Below are 17,519 nucleotides of genomic sequence, written 5' to 3'. Positions count from 1 at the left end.
CGCTGGAAGTGAGCTACCTTGGCCGGACACCAGTCGCGCCGTGGGTCGCGCCAGCGACTCAATGATCTGGAGATGACATGTCAAAATGGATTGCACTCGTTCTCGGCCTGCTGACATTTGCGAACCCGTCATTTGCCCAGACCTACCCGAGCAAACCGATCCGCTGGATCGTCCCCTTTACGGCCGGCAGCACCAGCGACACCGTTTGCCGCATCCTGCAGCCTGAGTTGAGCCGCTTGCTTGGACAATTCGTCGTGATCGAAAACCGCCCCGGCGCCGGCGGCTCCTTGGGCACGACCGAAGGTGCCAAGGCAGCGCCCGATGGCTACACCGTGACTTACGCCAGCAGTTCCGCATTTGCGACCAACGTCCATTTGATGCGTCTGGCCTACCGGCCGGTGGAGGACTTTGCACCAGTCTCGATGATCGGCGCAACGCCCTACGTATTGGTCGCGCACCCATCTGTCGAAGCGAATACCGTGCGTGAACTGATCGCCTTTGCCAAGGCGCAGCCTGGCAAGCTCAGTTACGCTTCGCCCGGCAACGGCACTGGCAGTCATCTGTCGATGGAGTCGTTCAAGGCGACGACGAAGACGGATATCAAGCACATCCCTTATAAAGGCAGTTCACCGGCGGTCGTCGATCTGGTGGCCGGGCATGTTCAACTGCTCTTCGAGCCCGTGGCGTCGGTCGGCCCGCATGTGAAGTCCGGCAAGTTGAAAGCCTTGGCCGTTGGCAGCGACAAGCGGATTGCCAAGCTGCCCGAGGTGCCGACGTTTTCGGAAGCCGGCATCGAAGAATTCGAACCCGTGCTCGGTTGGTTCGGTGCCGCGGTTCCGTCGGGCACGCCACCCGAAATTGTCGCCACGCTGAATGCGGCATTCGTGACCGCGCTCGACACGGTCAGGGCGCGCTTGACGGACGAACTTGGCATCATCGTCCGGCCCACCGCGCCGGAGAAATTCGGCGAATTCATTCGCAGCGAAATACCCAGGTTTGGCAAGATCATTGCTGTTTCCGGAATCAAGGTCGATTGATCCACGAAAGCACTCGTCCCGCACAGCACCAGAGCACTGACTCAGGCCGCAGAGACCTTGCTCAGCGCGGCGATCTGCTCGGGCGTAAAGCCCGCAGCACCCAGAATCGCGGCATTGTCCTGGCCGAGACTGTGCGGCGCCCCGTGGCGGGCCGCGTCGACGCCTTCCATCGGAACCGGGTAATTCACATAGCGCATGCCGTCGCCCTGCAGGATCATGCCGCGCTCGACAAGCTGCGGATCCTCGAAGACCGTGGCCAACGTCGTGACCGTGGTTACCGGCACATCGTTGCGATTGAGTATTTCGATCCATTCATCATGGCTGTGCTCGCGAATCCTGGCGCGAATCAGTGGCTCCAGATCGTCGACGGCCTTCCAGCGTTGGGCCGACTTCGCGAAGCGAGCTTCCTGCAGTAACGGGATGTCGAGCACCTTGACCAGCCGCGCCCAGAAATGATCCTCGATCGCTCCGATCGCGATGTGGCGTGCGTCCCGTGTTTCGTAGATTCCGTAGCCGGTTCGGCACAGCACGTCTTTCTTGCCATAACCCGGCGTGTCCTGCACGCTGCCCAGCCGCGGCCCTACCATCGTGAATACCGCGTCAGTGATGGACACGTCGAGGTACTGCCCCTGGCCCGTCTTCTGGCGCAGCATCAGGGCGGCGAGGATCGAAGTCACCGTGTAGAGGCTGCCACTCAGATCGGCAACCGGCACGCCAACCGCTTGTTCGGGCGGCCCGTCAGCGCTGCCGCACAGGGCCAGCACTCCAGCCACGGCGTTGTAGTTGAGATCATGGCCGGGAATATCACGCAACGGCCCGGTCTGCCCGAAACCCGAGATCGACGCATAAATGAGACCTGGCGCAATCGCCTTCAATGTGGCGTAGTCGGCGCCGAGACGCTTCATCACGCCGGGCCGATAGCCTTCGACCAGAATGTCGGCCTGCTTCACCAGTCGCAGCAAGGCCTCGCGGCCATCAGGACTCTTCAGATCGAGTTCCACACTGCGCTTGCCGCGGTTGACCATGCGGAAGGTGCCAGGCAACATGTTTCGCGCGCTGTCGCCGACCCCTGGACGCTCGATCTTGATGATATCGGCACCCATGTCCGCGAGCATCTGAGTGGCAAACGGGCCGGGAAGGAGTTCGGTCAGGTCGAGGACTCGGATTCCGGCAAGGGCAAGTGGCTCAGTCATGGAGACTCCGGATAATGGAATGGAAAAACCGGTGGACGTCGCAGCGGCGGTGTCGCACCGGCACGTCAGGCGCCGGGAGTCTGAAAGCCATCGTGCGATGTCAGTGCAGGCCAGAAGGCCTCCGGCCCTGGCTGGACAATCCAGTGACCCAGATATCCGGCCCACTCGACCTCGCCGCCGAATTCGTCGCGCCAACTCCACAAGCGACGGGTGCTGTGATTCAAGGTGTGTTCATGGGTCACGCCGATCGCGCCATGAATCTGATGCGCCATCGCTGCGGCAATGCCAGCTGCTTCTCCAACCCGCACCTTCGCACATGCGGTTTCCGCCAGTCCGCGACCCCGATCCACCGCTTGACCAGCGGCATCGGTGGCCACGCACGCCGCAGCCACTTCGGCCGACATCAGCGCCAACTGCTGTTGCACCGCCTGGAACTTGCCGATCGGCTTGCCGAACTGCACCCGATCGCCAGCGTAGCGCAGCGTCAAGGACATGACTTTCTCCAGCGCGCCGGTCATCAGTGCAACACGCGTCAAGGCCCCGCGATGCCAGAGACTGCCCTGGGATATGCCGAGCGGCGCCGGCGCGAGCGCATCGAAGTTCACAGTGACGCCGGTGAAGTCGACATCGTCGCGCGCTTCGCCAGCCATGTTCCTGCCCCGCGTCACCAGGCACCGCGACGTTTCGACCATGGCGACGCAGTCTTGTCCACCGGCACGGCCGGCGACCACCAGATATCCCGCTGAAGCGCCCCACGGCACCTGGCGTGCCACGCCTGAAAGCAGCCAGCCCCGTGCCGTCCTTCGAAACTGGATCCGCGTCTGGGCGCTCACCGGAGCGACGCTCAGCGGCCCGTCGGGAATGGGCAGTTGCGCCACTTCGAGCAGCCAGCCGGCCAACAAGGTTTCAGCCAACGGCACGGGTGCTGCATGGCGGCCTACCACTTTCAGCATCGCCAGCACATCGCCCACGTCGACTGCCGACCCGCCCGCCTGCTCGCTCAGCCAAGCCCGGTGCAGGCCGGCATCTTGCACAGCCTGCCACAAGCGGTCGGGCCACTCGCCCTGCTCAGCGCGATTGACGACCTCCGGCGAGCAGAACTTCTGCAGCAGGCGCTCTGCGGTATTTGCCAACGGTGCTCTCAACTCACTCATCTCAGACCCAGGCTTCTGGCGATGACATTGCGCAGAATCTCGTTGGTGCCCCCGCGCAGCGTGAACGCAGGCGCGGCCAACATGCACTTCGCCAGCAGCACATCGAATTCGCTGGCGGGTTCGTCGGAACTCCGTGGTGGCGCCAAGCCACGCACGATCTCGACCGTCTCCCGCTCAAAGCGTGTGCCCAGGTCTTTGACCAGGGCGGCCTCGACCTCGGGAGACTCGCCCTTGGCGAGCAGCGCCAGCAGCGCGATTGACATGCGCCGCAGGGTCCACAGCCGGGCGGTCAACTGGCCCAGCGCGACGATGCGGCGCAGCTCAGGGTCGGCCGCGGCGATGCGCACCAGTCCCGCAAGCAGTGGGAAAATGCTCATGAATCGCTCCGGTCCACTGCGCTCGTAGCCCAGTTCGCTGACCACCTGCGACCAACCTTCGCCGGGCTTTCCGATCAACCTGTCATCGGCGACGAATACATCGTCGAAGATCGTTTCATTGAAGTGATGGGCACCGCTCATCATGTAGATCGGCCTGATCGTGATGCCGGGAGCCTTCAGATCAACGATCAACTGACTGAAGCCGGCGCGACGATCGGCCTCGCCTTCCGCACCCGTGCGACAGAACACCACCATGAAATCGGCACGGTGCGCACCACTGGACCAGATCTTGCGACCGTTGATGACCCAGCCGCCGTCGATGCGACGCGCGCGGGTGCGCACCTGGGCAAGGTCGGAGCCAGCGTCAGGTTCGCTCAAGCCGATCGAAAAGAAGATCTCCGCGCGCGCCATCCGGGCCAGAAAGAAATCCTTGATTGCGTCGTTGCCGAAGCGCATCAGCAACGGGCCGGTTTGTCGCACGCCGGCCCAGTGTGCAGCCACCGGTGCGCCGACGGCAAGCAATTCCTCGTTGACGACGAAGTTCTCGAATACGCTGCGCTCTTGGCCGCCATACTTGCGCGGCCAGGTCATGCCTATCCAGCCACGTCGCGCCAGCTTGCGGGAGAACTCGGGCTCATGCCCATCCATCCACGCATTGCAGCAGGGCTCGAAGCTGCCAGCTTTCAGTTCGACATCCAGAAAGCCGCGCACTTCTTCGCGCAGCGCTTCGGCAGCAGCCGGCAGTTCCGGCAACGAGAAACCGGGGTCCTGGAAAATCACCGTCGCCCGGCCTCGCTCGGACGGCGTCCCGCCAACTTGATCGCAACTTCAATCACAACTCGTTCGCCGCGAGCCGGCGTCCACAGGGTGCGCCAAGCACAGTCAGTCGATGCATGTGACGAGTTTGCTGATGACTGTAGTCCGCCAGTGCCAAGTGCATCGTGCAGCGGTTGTCCCACATCAACATGTCGCTCACGTTCCAGTTGTGTCGGTAAGTGAACTCGGGCTTCACCGAATGTGCGAAAAGGAACTGCAGCAGACCCCTGCTTTCTTCCGCGCTCATGCCGACGAAATGAGAGGTCTGGCCTTCGCTGACGTACAGGGCCTTACGTCCGGTCTCAGGGTGCGTGCGCACGACAGGTTGTGCGACCGGCGGCGACAACTCGTGCATCCGGGCAATCTGCGCCGGATCGCGGGCACTGAAATACGGGTTGTGCGAGGTGTAATGCTCGAGGCTGTGCACGGCCTCGAGCTTGTCGAGCATCCTGCGCAGCTCGGCGGACAAGCTTTCGTATGCGAGGTACATGTTGGCGAACATGGTGGTGCCGCCGACCGGCGGTATCTCACGGCAATAAAGCATCGTGGCCGTTGTCGGATGGGTGGTGAACGAATGATCCGAGTGCCACAACCGGCCAGTGTCCTTCGTCTGCGACTCCTGGTCGCCGATCTTCTTGTTCGTGATCAGGTAGATCTCCGGGTGTTCCGGATGGCGGTAAAAAGGCACCGCCTTGTGATCATCCAGTTCGCCGAACATGCGGCCGAACGCAATCTGCTGCTGCGGCATCAGATCCTGGCCTCGAAAGACGATCACCAGGTGCTCCATCCACGCCCGGTGGATCTCCGCCCGGGTCGCCTCATCGACTGGCTGGCTCAGATCTACACCGGACAGCTCGGCCCCGAGAGCGTGGGACAAAGGGCGAATATTCAATGACATTGCTCAACTCCTGAAGGCAAAGCGGCCCGATCACGGACCGCATCAGTATACAAAACAACTGTTAGTTTGACGACGAAAAAAAGAACCCGCACGCGCAATCGTGGTCAGGCCGTCAGCGACTGGGGCACGATGCGCACCCGTCGCTCGGCGAGCACCTTGTCAAGCAGCTTGGCGCAGGCGTAGATGGCCTCGATCGACGGCACTGCCGTGCCAGTCAGACGCGCCAGTTCGACGATGACACCGAGCAAGGCGTCGATTTCCAGACGCCTGCCCGCCTGCGTATCTTGCAGCATCGAAGGCCTGACATGGCCGACCTCGCGTGCTCTTGCCAGCCGCGCCTGTGGCGTGCCCGGAATGCTGACACCCAGTCTGGCCGCAACCGCCTGCGCCTCGAGCATCATGGTCACGCCGAGTTCATTCGCGATCGGCGCCTCGGACAGGTCCAATACGGTCGCGTGGGTCAGCGCGCAGATCGGGTTCCAGACCAGGTTTCCCCACAGCTTGAACCACTTCTCGGTCCGAATGTTGGTGATCACCGGCGCGGCAACCCAAGCGCCATTCAGCACGGCAGAGATGGCCTCAACACGTGCGCTGCGGCTGCCGTCGGGCTCGCCGACCGGGAAGCGGTCGCCTGCCGTCGCAACATGGCGCACGACTCCCGGCGCACTGATTTCTGCGCCTTTGTGGGCGACGCATCCGATCACCCGTTCGACCGGCAAATGCCTGGCGATGAGGCCACCCGGGTCGACCGACTCGAGCCGGCGACCGTCGAAGCGTCCCCCATGCCGATGGAAGTACCACCACGGCAGTCCGTTCTGCAGTGCGACCACGGGGGTTGTCGCGCTCAGCAAAACGTCCAAGCGGGGCACCAGGTCGGCGATCTGGTGGGCCTTCAACGCCAGAATGACAAGCTCTTGTTCACCGAGTTCAGCGAGCCTGTCGGCCTCGGCCGCGCGTACGCCAATCGTCTGTTGCGTGCCGCCATGCTGATCAATCAGTGTCAGACCGCCGCTGCGGATCGCTTCGCAATGGGCCCCGCGCGCCAGCACCGAAACATCATGGCCCGCCAATGCCAGCTTGGCAGCCAGAAAGCCGCCAATGGCGCCGGCACCAGCGACGCAGATCCTCACTGCGCGTAGTCCGAACCATCACGCCCGAGCTTGCGCAGCATGGCTGCCCATTCGAGATTGCCTTCACCTGCAAAGCCGCCTTTCGAGAAGATCGTGCGGCCGCATTCGATGCTCTTGTCGATCACCGATTGCGGCAGCGGGTTGAGTTCCTGGCCACCCGACTGCGCGGCAATCTGCATGCGACAGGCGCGCTCGATGCGGTACATCAGCACGAATGCCTCACCGATGCTTCGCCCGGCAGTGAGCGTGCCGTGATTGCGCAGGATCATGATGCGTTTGTCGCCGAGGTCGGCGACCAGTCGCGACTGCTCGTCGGGGTCGAGCGCGGGACCCTCGAAGTCGTGATAGCTCACCTGGTCGTAGATGACCAGCGCGTGCTGGGTTGCCGGCAACAGTCCGCACTTCTGGGTCGCCACGGCATTGCCATCGCGGGTGTGCAGGTGCATCACGCAGTCGACTTCGGGCCGGGCGACGTGGATGCAACTGTGAATCACGAATCCTGCCGGATTGATGATGTAGTCGGTCTCGCTGAGGATCTGCCCATGCTCGTCGACCTTGACCAAGCTCGACGCCGTGATCTCATCGAACAGCATGCCATATGGGTTGATCAGGAAATGTTCCGGCTCGTCGGGCACCCGCGCCGAGATGTGCGTGGCAAGGAGATCCCCCCAACCTTGCTGCGCCGCCAACCGGTACAGCGCAGCAAGGTTGCAGCGCGTCCGCCATTCGGCTTCGGAGATATCAGCGCACTTTGCAGGGCGCGAGACAACAGGAGACAACACGGCATTCACGGCAGCTCTTTCGAATCGGTTGCGGAGCGAACATTCTGCCGACAAAACGGCATTCCGTCCACTGCTCCATGCACCTCTTTTGTTCCGATATACGAATGTCCTTCGCGCATTCGTACAGTAGCCTATACTTTACGCAAACCTCCAACAACCCGACAGAGTCGCCACATGGACTTCGAATTCAACAACGAACAGACCCAATTGCGTGAAGCGGTTTTCAGCATGTGCAGTCGCTTCGACGATGCCTACTGGTTGCGCAAGGATCGCGAAGGCGGCTTCCCAGAAGATTTCTACCGCGCCGTCGCCGACGCCGGCTGGCTCGGGATCGCAATGCCCGAGGCTTACGGAGGCTCCGGGCTGGGCATCACCGAAGCGGCGCTGATGATGCAGGCCATCACCGAGTCAGGGGGCGGGCTGTCGGCGGGATCTTCGGTGCACATGAACATCTTCGGCTTGAACCCGGTGGTTGTGTTCGGGTCCGAAGAGCAGAAGCGCAAAGCGCTGCCGCCACTGATCCGCGGCGATGAGAAAGCCTGCTTCGCCGTCACCGAGCCCGACGCCGGCCTGAACACCACCAAGCTGAAAACGCGTGCGGTGCGCGACGGAGACCGTTACATCGTCAACGGTCGCAAGGTATGGATCTCCACCGCGCAAGTGGCCGATCGCATGCTGTTGCTGGCGCGGACGACGGCGGTCGACGAAGTCAAACGGCCGACCGAAGGCTTGAGCCTGTTCTACACCAAGCTCGACCGAGACTACGTCGATGTAAAAGAGATCGACAAGATGGGACGCAAGGCAGTCGACTCGAACGAGCTGTTCATCGACGGCTTGCCGGTGCCGGTAGCCGACCGCATCGGGGAGGAAGGCCAGGGCTTCCGCTACATCCTGCACGGCATGAATCCCGAGCGTGTGCTGGTTGCCGCCGAGGCGGTGGGCATCGGCCGCGCGGCGCTGGCACGTGCAGCCAAATATGCCCGGGAACGCGTCGTCTTCGACCGCCCGATCGGCCAGAACCAGGGCATCCAGCATCCGCTGGCGGAGTCATGGGCCGAACTCGAAGCCGCGCACCTGATGGCATTTCGTGCCGCCGCTCTGTACGACCGCCAGCAGCCATGTGGTCCGCAGGCGAATGCGGCGAAATATCTGGCAGCCGAGGCAGCCGTAAAGTGCTGCCAGACCGCAATGCTGACCCACGGTGGTTTCGGCTACGCCAAGGAGTTCCACGTAGAGCGTTATCTGCGTGAGGCGCTGCTGCTGCGGATTGCGCCAATCAGCCCGCACCTGATCTTGTCGAACATCGCCGAGAAGGTGCTCGGCATGCCCAAATCCTACTGAAATCCCTCGGTCAATTCCAACCGCAAACATGAAACCCATTCGTTCTTTTCTGTTCGTTCCGGGCAGCCGCGAGTCGTGGCTCGACAAGGTCGTCAGCGCCGGCGCCGATGCACTGATCCTCGATCTGGAGGACAGTGTGCCGAACGATGCCAAGGCAGCCGCCCGTGAACTGGTTGCACGCAAGATTGCCGGCCTGGCTGATGCGGGCCAGCGCGTTTATGTGCGCATCAACCGCAGCCCGTTCATGTACAGCATGGAAGATCTGCTGGCGGTGGCGGTGCCCGGGCTCGAGGGCATCGTGTTATCCAAGCCGAACGGCCCCGAGGACATTGACATGGCCTCGATGATGGTGGCCGAGGCCGAACTGCGCAACGGCCTGGTCGCCGGCAGCATCGGTCTGGTGCCGACGCTCGAGACTGCCCGTTCGATCCAGTTTGCCCATGAGATCGCGTTGCGCCCCCGCGTTACCGCCATTGCCATCGCAGCAGCCAAAAACGGCGATGTCGCGCGTTCGGTCGGATTTCAGTGGACGCGCGAAGGTTTGGAGAGCCTGCCGTTCAAGGTGGCTGGGCTGATTGCTGCGCGCGCTGCCGGCAAGATGCCGATCGCGGGGCTGTGGCAGGAGGTGCACGATATCGAGGGCCTCAAAATCGCCGCCGCCGCGCATCGCCGGCTCGGTTTCGTCGGCGAAATGCTTCTGCACCCGTCGAACGTGGGCCCGGTCAATGCCATCTATAGCCCATCGGACGAAGACGTGGCGTTCTACAGCGGCATGATCGAAGCCTTCGAGCGCGCCCAGGCCGAGGGTCGCGCTGCGGTGATCTACGATGGTGAGCATATCGACTATGCGCACGTGAAAACGGCGCGCGAGATCGTCGAGCAGGCGCGCCTGTTCCGCGCTGCCCCATGAGGCCGGACGGCAGCCTGGTCGCAGCAAGATTCGCGCAGCGTCGGCAGTTGCGCGCGGCGGCGCATTGATGGGTACCGGGTCACTGCCGCCACCGATTCCAGAGGGCTGTGTCTGGCAACCATCACCTGAGATGGTTGCCAACAGCAACCTCAAGGCATTCATGGATGCCTTGGGTGTCGACGACTACGACACGCTGCTGGCGCGCGCCGACGCCGACCCGACCTGGTTCTGGAGCGCGCTGTTGCAGCGCCTGCACTGCTATCGTCCGCACGACCAACTGCTCGACGATTCGCGTGGCGCCCCGTATGCCCGATGGTGCGTCGGCGGGCGCAGCAACATCGTGCTGAACTGCCTGGACCGCCACCGCGAAACCCCCATCTGGCAGCGCGACGCGTTGCTGTGGGAGGGTGAAAGCGGCACCAGGCTGCGCTGGACGTATGCCAACCTCGGCGCCGAGGTCAGCCGTCTCGCCGCCGGCCTCGAATCGCTGGGCCTGACGCAAGGCGACGTGATAGGCCTGTACCTGCCGAACATCCCGCAGGCGGTGGCAGCTTTCCTCGCCTGCGCCAAGATCGGAGCCATCGCGATGCCGCTGTTTTCCGGCTTTGGTGCCGGTGCGTTGCGCGACCGGCTGCAGATCTCCGGCGCAGCGGCCTTGATCACCGCCGACGGCAGCACCCGGCGCGGCACGCGCCTGCCGATGAAGGCGATTGCAGACGAGGCGGTGAGCACGCTGCCGGGGCTGCGCCATGTGGTCGTTGTGCGCCATCTCGGCATCGAACTGCCGTGGCAGGCCGGACGCGACCACGCCTACGACGAATTGGTGGCCGGCCGCGCCGCCGACCATCCGACGCGGCAATTGCCGTCCGATGCGCCGCTGATGCTGATGTATACCTCGGGTACCAGCGGCAAGCCCAAGGGCACGGTACACACCCACACCGGCTTCGCCGCCAAGATGCTGCTCGACCTGGGCCTGATGATGGATCTGCAGGCCAGCGACCGCCTGCTCTGGATGAGCGACATGGGCTGGTTGGTCGGGCCGCTGGTCGCGGTCGGCGTACCGCTGGCCGGTGCCACCATCGTGCTGACCGACGGAGGCCCGGATTATCCGGACAGCGGCCGCATGTGGCGCCTGATCGAGCAGTACCGGGTCAGCTTTCTCGGCCTGGCGCCGACCACCGCGCGCAGCTTCATCGGCCAGGGCGGCGGCGGTATCGAGAACCACGATTTGTCGTCGCTGCGCATCTGCGCCTCGACCGGCGAAGTCTGGACTCCCGAGGCCTGGCACTGGACTTTCGAGCAAGTGTGCAGGCGCCGCGTACCCCTGCTCAACTACTCGGGCGGAACCGAAGTCGGCGGCGGCATCCTGTGCGGCACGGTGCTGCAGCCGATCAAGCCCTGCGCGCTCAGCCGCGCCATTCCTGGCATGGGCGCCGCGGTGGTCGACGAGCAAGGTTGCGCTGTTGCCGCCGGTGTGGTCGGCGAACTGGTGCTGCGGCAGCCGTCGATCGGCCTTACGCGCAGCCTCTGGAACGACGACGAGCGCTATCTGGAAAGCTACTGGAGCGCCCTGCCCGGTCTGTGGCGGCACGGCGACTGGGCGATGGTCGATGCCGATGGTTATTGGTATGTGCTCGGACGTTCCGACGACACGCTGAAGATCGCTGGCAAGCGAACCGGTCCCTCGGAGATCGAGGCCCTGTTGGCGGCCACCGGCCACGTTGTCGAGTCGGCTGTCGTCGGCCTGCCTGATGCGATCAAGGGCCAGGCCGTCTGCTGCGTCGTCAGGCTGATGCCCGGCGTCACGCTGACCGCCACAGTGCGCGACGCGCTGAGCCAGGCAGTCGTCGGCGGCCTGGGCACGCCATTCCGGCCCAAGCTTTTCGTCGCCGTCGACGACCTGCCGAAAACCCGCAACATGAAAATCATGCGCCGTGTTGTACGCGCCGCTTGTCTGGGCGAAGACGCTGGCGATCTGTCGTCACTCGTCAATCCCGAGGCCGTCGCGATGCTGCGCCAACAGCTCGCGCTGGCTGGTCATTCGCCGTGATGCGTCTGTCCCCAATTTTCCAGCGGGCCCCGCTGTCTCCCATACCTGCACATGATCCCCACTACCCCAGCCCTTCCCTTTGCGCCATTGACCGGCATCCGTGTGCTCGACATGAGCAAGGTGCTCGCCGGACCAATGTGCGGCCAATATCTGGCCGATCTAGGCGCCAGCGTCATCAAGGTGGAACCCTGCGACGGCGGTGACGACACCCGCAGCTGGCCGCCCCTCGTCGGTGAGGACGGCGCAGTATTTCTCAGCGCCAATCGCAACAAGCGCAGCATCGCGGTCAATCTGAAAACCGCCGCCGGGCATGAGGTGATCATGCGCCTGCTTGACAACAGCGACGTGCTGCTCGAAAGCTACCGCAAGGGCGCGATGGAGCGTCTGGGCCTGGGCTACGAGACCTTGCGTGAACGTTATCCGCGCCTGATCTATGCCAGCATCTCGGGCTTTGGCCGCACCGGCCCGCTGTCGTCGCTGCCCGGCTACGATGTGATGACACAGGCCTTCAGTGGCATCATGGGGGTGACCGGCGAAAAAGGCGGTGCGCCGGTGCGCGCTGCCTTCTCGCCGCTGGACCAGACCACCGGCATCTGGGCAGCGCTCGGCATCCTGGCCGCCCTGCGCGAACGCGATGCCACCGGCATGGGCCGCTTTCTCGAAGTCTCGTTGTACGAAACCGCGATGGCATTCATGGGCTACACCGCCCAGATCTACTGGCAGACGGGCCGCCGGCCCGAGCGCTGCGGCAGTGGCCACGAATCTCTGTGCCCGTACCAGGTTTTCCCGGCGTCTGACGGAGAAATCCTGATCGCGGTCGGAAACGACAGCCTGTGGCGCAACTTCTGCGACGCTGCCGGACTGATCGAGATCAAGGACGATCCGCGCTTTCGAACCAATGCCGACCGCGTCGCGCATTTCGACGAGACGGTGGCGCGTGTCACTGCCTGCACGCGCACCAAGCCGGTGGGCGAATGGACGCGCCTGCTGGGCGCAGCCGGGGTGCCGAACTCGCCCATTCACTCGCTCGACGAGGTGCTGACAATGCCGCACACGGCCGAGCGCGGCATCGTGATGGACTACCAGCACGCCGCCTACGGCCCGATGAAAACGGTGGCGATGCCGGTGACATTCGACGCCACGCCACGCCATGTCAGCCGGCCTCCGCCGCAACTTGGCGAGCACACCGCGGAAATCCTGGCCGGGCTCGGTTACGTGGACGCGGAGATCGAACACCTGCAGCGCAATGGCGTCGTTCGAATTCACGCGGGCGCTGAAGAATCCGCAGCGGCTGCCAACGCCACTCGGTGAAACGCGAGATGTTCGGCCCCGTCGTCGCGGCGCCCAAACATTGCTGAAAAGACGCAGGCCCGGACGCTGCCACTTAGGCATAATCAGCATCTAGACTCAGTCCGAACATCGTTCCGATATACGAACTTACTCCGAACCAAGCATGAGCGGCCCACTGTCCCACCTTCGAATTCTCGACCTCTCTCGCATACTCGCCGGCCCCTGGTGCACCCAGATGCTGGCGGACCTGGGCGCCGACGTCATCAAGGTCGAACGACCCGAGGTGGGTGATGATTCTCGTCACTGGGGTCCGCCATTCGTCCCGGGACGCGATGGCCCGACCGCGGATGCGAGTTACTTCACCTCGACCAATCGCAACAAGCGGTCGCTGGCTCTCGATATCGCCACCCCGGCCGCGCAGCAACTGCTGCGCGAGTTGGCCCGCGAATGTGACGTGTTCGTCGAGAACTTCAAAGTCGGCGACCTCGACCGCTACGGTCTGGGCTACGACGACATGCGCGCAGTCAACCCGCGCATCGTCTATTGCTCGATCACCGGCTATGGTCAGGACGGCCCGTACGCCAAGCGGCCGGGCTACGACTTCATGGCGCAGGGCGAAGGTGGACTGATGAGCATCAACGGGCACCGCGATGACGGTCCCGGTGGTGGTCCGGTGAAGGTTGCGATTGCCGTCACGGACATCCTCACCGGCATGAATGCGACCGTCGCAATCCTCGCAGCCGTCGAGCGTCGGCACATCAGTGGACAGGGGCAACGCATAGACCTCGCGTTGCTCGACAGCATCGTCCACTTCGGCTCCAACCAGATCGTCGGAATGTTTGCCAGCGGCGAAATACCGGGCCGATGGGGCAACGAGCATCCGAACCTTGCGCCTTATCAGGTATTCCGGTCGGCGAATGGCCATTTTGTCGTCGGCGCGGGCAACGATGGCCAGTTTCGGCGCCTGTGCGGCGTGATCGGCCGTGAAGCGCTTGCCACCGATCCCCGCTTTCGCACCGTTGCCGAGCGCAACAAGAACCGGCCGGCGCTGATCGAAGAGTTGCAGCGGGTGATGGAAACGCAAGATACCGCGCACTGGGTCGAGCAACTGGCTGCGATCAACGTACCAAGCGCACCGATCAATGACTACAAGCAGGTGTTCGAGCATCCGCAGGTGTTGCACCGCCAACTGCGAATCGACCAGGCACACGGCGGTGGCGGAGTCGTCTCGACGGTGGCCAACCCGATCCGCTTTTCGGCTACGCCGATAGAGTACCGGATCGCGCCGCCGTTGCTCGGCGAGCACAGCATCGCGGTGCTCGCCGACTTGCTGGGCAAGACGCCGGGCGAGATCGACCGACTGGTCAATGAGGGCATCGTCGGTCGCCCACCAACGATCAACGCAGGTGAAGGCTGAGGTCGCCGCGCCATCCGAAACTAGCCTGTCCACCTCAACCAGGATCTCCCAAGATGCACAACACTCAGTCCCAGGCCTTCAGTCCAGTCTCCGACGCGGAGCAGCATGCGCGGCGTGAACTCGCCGCCTGCTATCGCCTGGCCGAGCGGATGGGCTGGTCGGACCTGATATCAGCCCATATCTCCCATCGTGTGCCTGGTGAGCCCGACCACTACCTGATCAACCCCTACGGCATGCTGTTCGACGAGATCACCGCCTCGTCGCTGATCAAGACCGATGCGCAAGGCACGATCCTCAGCGCGACCGACTATCCGGTCAACCCCGCGGTCCTGGTGATCCACGCTGCGATCCTCGAAGCACGGCCCGACCTGGCGTGCGTGATGCACCTCCATACGCGCGATGGCACCGCCGTGTCGATGCAGGAACATGGCCTGCTGCCAGCCTCGCAGCACGCGTTGGTGGTGTGGGACAAGCTCTGCTATCACGAGTTCGAAGGCCTGGCACTCGACGACGAGGAAAAACGCAGCCTCGTGCGCGATCTTGGCACCGACAAGAAGCTGATGCTGCTGCGCAACCACGGCACGATCAGCTGCGGCGCGACGATGGGCGAGGCCTTCATGCTGATGTACCAGCTCGAACGCGCCTGCCGCATGCAGGTCGCCGCCCTCGGCGGCAGTTCGCGGCTGTACCCGGTGGCGCCAGCAGTCATCGCCAGGAGTGCAGCACAGGCCACGCAAATTTTCGGCAAGGAAGGCTTCGTTCCGGTGGGCCAGAAGGAATGGGCCGCGCTACTGCGCAAGCTCGACCGTGAAGATCCTGGTTACCGCAACTGAGACGCGGCATCACGAGAGAGACCTGCCGATGTCAAAAACACTGCTTTCCGGGCTGCGCGTCATCGACCTCACCCGCATCCTGGCTGGACCGCTCGCCTGCCAGACATTGGGCGACTACGGCGCAGAGATCATCAAGATCGAGCGCCCTGGCAGCGGAGACGACACGCGCACGATGGGTGGCCCGGCGCTGAAGACCAGCGACGGCAGCCCCACCAGCGAGTCGGCGACCTACCTCGCATTCAACCGAAACAAGAAGTCGGTCACGCTGGACATCGCCAAGACCGAAGGGCAGCAGTTGCTGCGCCGTCTGGTCGAGCAGGCTGACGTGCTGGTGGAGAACTACAAGTTCGGTACGCTGACTCGCTACGGCCTGGGTTACGAGGCTTTGCGCCAGCTCAACCCGCGGCTGGTCTATTGCTCGATCACCGGTTTCGGTCAGACCGGCCCTTACCGCCGGCGGGCCGGCTACGACCCGATATTCCAGGCAATGGGCGGCATGATGAGCATCAATGGTGAACGCGACGGGCGCCCCGGAGCAGGGCCGATGAGGGTTGGCCTGCCGATCGTCGACATCGCTACCGGAATGCACGCAGTCGCCGCCATCCTGGCCGCGCTGCACTACCGGGACCGTGTTTCCGGCGAAGGTCAGTTCATCGATGCTGCGCTGCTCGATGTCGAAACGTCGATGATGTCGCACCTGCATCTGAACCACCTGATTACCGGCCAGATACCGCAGCGCTGGGGCAACGAAAACCCGACCTTGGCGCCCTATGAGGTACTGAGCTGCCGGGCCGGCCGGGTGATGGTATCGGTTGGCAACGAGGGGCAGTTCCGCAAGTTCTGCGATGTCCTCGGCGACCCCGGCCTGGCCACCGACCCGCGCTTTTGCACCAACGCGCAACGGCTGGCCAACCGGGAACAGCTGATTGGAGCGCTCGAGGCCCTGCTTGCCGCCCACGACGGCGCCTACTGGGCCGACGCGATGGAGGAGGCTGGCGTTGGTTGCGGGCCGATCAACGACCTGGCACAGGTGCTGGCCGACCCGCAGGTGCAACATCGCCACTTGCGCATCGATGTGCCGCATCCGCTGGCTGGCAGCATGCCGATGATCGTCAGCCCGATGCGTTTTTCCGAGGCCGAGGCAGTGCATGCCGCGCCGCCCACGCTTGGCCAGCATACCCGCGAAGTTCTGCAGGGCCTGCTTGGGATGGCCGATGCCGAACTCGACGCGCTGGCATCGAACCAGATCATCTAATTATTCAATCTCTTTCACCACCGGAGCTAGCATGAACATCATCAAATGCCTATCCACAATCCTGTCGGCAATCACACTCGCGGTTCTGTCGCCTGGCGCCGCAGCGCAACCCTACCCGAACCAGCCGATACGACTCATCGTGCCGTATTCCGCAGGCGGTGGCACTGACCTGATGGCGCGTGCCATTGCAGAAAAGCTGACACACGAATTGGCAGTGCAAGTGATTGTTGACAATCGCCCAGGTGCAGGCGGCAACATTGCTACCGCCGCCGCCACGAGGGCGCCGGCCGATGGTTACACGCTGTTGTTCGGCGCTGCAGGTCCGCTGGCTGTCAATCCGGCTCTGTACATGAAGCTGCCTTTCGATCCATTGAAGGACTTCATGCCGATCGGCCTGGTCGGCCAGATGTCGCTATTCCTGACGGTGCCTGCTGCGCTCCCGGTGCGTTCGCTGAAGGATTTGATCGAACTGGCCAAGTCGCGGCCCGCTCAATTGAACTACGCGTCTTCGGGCATCGGAGGAACGACGCATCTGGCGATGGAGGTGTTGAAAAGCCAGACCGGGGCCGGGCTCACGCACGTGCCTTACAAAGGGACCGCCGCAGGCGTCACTGACATGCTTGGTGGCAGCATCCACGCCATCTTCGACGCGTGGGCCACGACAGGTCCCCATGTCCAGGCTGGAAAGCTGAAATACCTCGCTGTCAGCACGGCGAGCCGCTCAGCGCTCGAGCCCCAGGTGCCGACAGTTGCCGAGTCGGGTTTCCCTGGATTCGACCTGTACGTCTGGTACGGCCTGATGGCGCCGACCGGCACGCCGCCCGAGATCATTGCGAAACTCAGCAGCGCAACCGCCAAAGTGATGGCGCAGGCCGATCTGAGAGAGCGCTTCGCAAGCATTGGCATGGAGCCTTTGTCGAGTACTCCGGAGCAGTTCTCAGCACATCTTCGCACCGAGACGGCGAAGTGGGCCAAGATTGTTCGCGACTCCGGCGCGCGGGTCGAGTAATCCGCTTTCAACGCAGGAGCACACATT

At 63.5% G+C, this 17,519-nt stretch carries 15 protein-coding genes; 9 read left to right on the top strand and 6 right to left on the bottom strand.

Features of this window, described 5'->3' with window-relative positions:
• Positions 1 to 77 precede the first annotated feature (77 nt).
• Positions 78 to 1,037 (top strand): Bug family tripartite tricarboxylate transporter substrate binding protein, encoded by a 960-nt coding sequence (locus tag ACNH6H_RS18650; protein WP_418319789.1) that lies wholly within the window; start codon positions 78 to 80, stop codon positions 1,035 to 1,037.
• Positions 1,038 to 1,078: 41 nt separating this feature from the next.
• Here the strand turns inward: ACNH6H_RS18650 and ACNH6H_RS18645 are convergent, their stop codons facing one another.
• The 6 genes from ACNH6H_RS18645 to ACNH6H_RS18620 all read right to left on the bottom strand — a co-directional run bounded on the left by ACNH6H_RS18645 (position 1,079) and on the right by ACNH6H_RS18620 (position 7,384).
• A complete protein-coding gene (locus tag ACNH6H_RS18645; RefSeq protein ID WP_418319788.1) occupies positions 1,079 to 2,230 on the bottom strand; it encodes a CaiB/BaiF CoA transferase family protein in 1,152 nt (383 codons plus the stop codon).
• A gap of 65 nt (positions 2,231 to 2,295) precedes the next feature.
• Positions 2,296 to 3,363, bottom strand: coding sequence for an acyl-CoA dehydrogenase family protein (locus tag ACNH6H_RS18640; protein WP_418319786.1), 1,068 nt, complete (start codon positions 3,361 to 3,363; stop codon positions 2,296 to 2,298).
• A 17-nt stretch (positions 3,364 to 3,380) separates the two neighbouring features.
• Positions 3,381 to 4,541 (bottom strand): acyl-CoA dehydrogenase family protein, encoded by a 1,161-nt coding sequence (locus ACNH6H_RS18635; RefSeq protein ID WP_418319785.1) that lies wholly within the window; start codon positions 4,539 to 4,541, stop codon positions 3,381 to 3,383.
• Positions 4,542 to 4,593: 52 nt separating this feature from the next.
• Complete coding sequence (locus tag ACNH6H_RS18630; protein WP_418319783.1) at positions 4,594 to 5,475, bottom strand: TauD/TfdA dioxygenase family protein; 882 nt, start codon at positions 5,473 to 5,475, stop codon at positions 4,594 to 4,596.
• Between the two features lie 104 nt (positions 5,476 to 5,579).
• Complete coding sequence (locus ACNH6H_RS18625) at positions 5,580 to 6,605, bottom strand: 2-dehydropantoate 2-reductase (protein ID WP_418319782.1); 1,026 nt, start codon at positions 6,603 to 6,605, stop codon at positions 5,580 to 5,582.
• The gene (locus tag ACNH6H_RS18620) at positions 6,602 to 7,384 is read right to left on the bottom strand and encodes a class II aldolase/adducin family protein (RefSeq protein ID WP_418319780.1); all 783 of its coding nucleotides are present in this window, start codon (positions 7,382 to 7,384) and stop codon (positions 6,602 to 6,604) included. The genes ACNH6H_RS18625 and ACNH6H_RS18620 overlap by 4 nt, the downstream gene beginning before the upstream one ends.
• 177 nt (positions 7,385 to 7,561) lie before the next feature.
• Here ACNH6H_RS18620 and ACNH6H_RS18615 point away from each other — a divergent pair, with 177 nt between their 5' ends.
• From ACNH6H_RS18615 to ACNH6H_RS18580, 8 genes are all read left to right on the top strand, one after another.
• Entirely contained in the window at positions 7,562 to 8,728 is a 1,167-nt protein-coding gene (locus ACNH6H_RS18615; protein ID WP_418321393.1) for an acyl-CoA dehydrogenase family protein, read from the top strand.
• Between the two features lie 28 nt (positions 8,729 to 8,756).
• Positions 8,757 to 9,638, top strand: a complete 882-nt coding sequence (locus ACNH6H_RS18610) for an HpcH/HpaI aldolase/citrate lyase family protein (RefSeq protein WP_418319779.1) — start codon at positions 8,757 to 8,759, stop codon at positions 9,636 to 9,638.
• Between the two features lie 130 nt (positions 9,639 to 9,768).
• Positions 9,769 to 11,688 (top strand): AMP-binding protein, encoded by a 1,920-nt coding sequence (locus tag ACNH6H_RS18605; RefSeq protein WP_418319778.1) that lies wholly within the window; start codon positions 9,769 to 9,771, stop codon positions 11,686 to 11,688.
• 51 nt (positions 11,689 to 11,739) lie between these two features.
• Positions 11,740 to 12,999 carry a CaiB/BaiF CoA transferase family protein gene (locus ACNH6H_RS18600; RefSeq protein ID WP_418319777.1) on the top strand — a complete coding sequence of 420 codons (1,260 nt, stop codon included), beginning with the start codon at positions 11,740 to 11,742 and terminating at the stop codon, positions 12,997 to 12,999.
• 142 nt (positions 13,000 to 13,141) lie between these two features.
• The gene (locus tag ACNH6H_RS18595) at positions 13,142 to 14,395 is read left to right on the top strand and encodes a CaiB/BaiF CoA transferase family protein (RefSeq protein ID WP_418319776.1); all 1,254 of its coding nucleotides are present in this window, start codon (positions 13,142 to 13,144) and stop codon (positions 14,393 to 14,395) included.
• A gap of 53 nt (positions 14,396 to 14,448) precedes the next feature.
• Positions 14,449 to 15,228: a class II aldolase/adducin family protein gene (locus tag ACNH6H_RS18590; RefSeq protein ID WP_418319774.1), complete on the top strand. Its 780-nt coding sequence runs from the start codon at positions 14,449 to 14,451 to the stop codon at positions 15,226 to 15,228.
• A gap of 28 nt (positions 15,229 to 15,256) precedes the next feature.
• The gene (locus ACNH6H_RS18585) at positions 15,257 to 16,483 is read left to right on the top strand and encodes a CaiB/BaiF CoA transferase family protein (RefSeq protein WP_418319773.1); all 1,227 of its coding nucleotides are present in this window, start codon (positions 15,257 to 15,259) and stop codon (positions 16,481 to 16,483) included.
• 31 nt (positions 16,484 to 16,514) lie between these two features.
• Positions 16,515 to 17,492 (top strand): Bug family tripartite tricarboxylate transporter substrate binding protein, encoded by a 978-nt coding sequence (locus ACNH6H_RS18580; RefSeq protein WP_418319772.1) that lies wholly within the window; start codon positions 16,515 to 16,517, stop codon positions 17,490 to 17,492.
• Positions 17,493 to 17,519 lie beyond the last annotated feature (27 nt).

This window comes from Pseudideonella sakaiensis, from assembly GCF_048320135.1.
In the GTDB taxonomy this organism is placed as follows: Bacteria; Pseudomonadota; Gammaproteobacteria; order Burkholderiales; family Burkholderiaceae_C; genus Ideonella_A; species Ideonella_A sakaiensis_A.
This window is presented reverse-complemented; position numbering and strand designations above follow the sequence as displayed.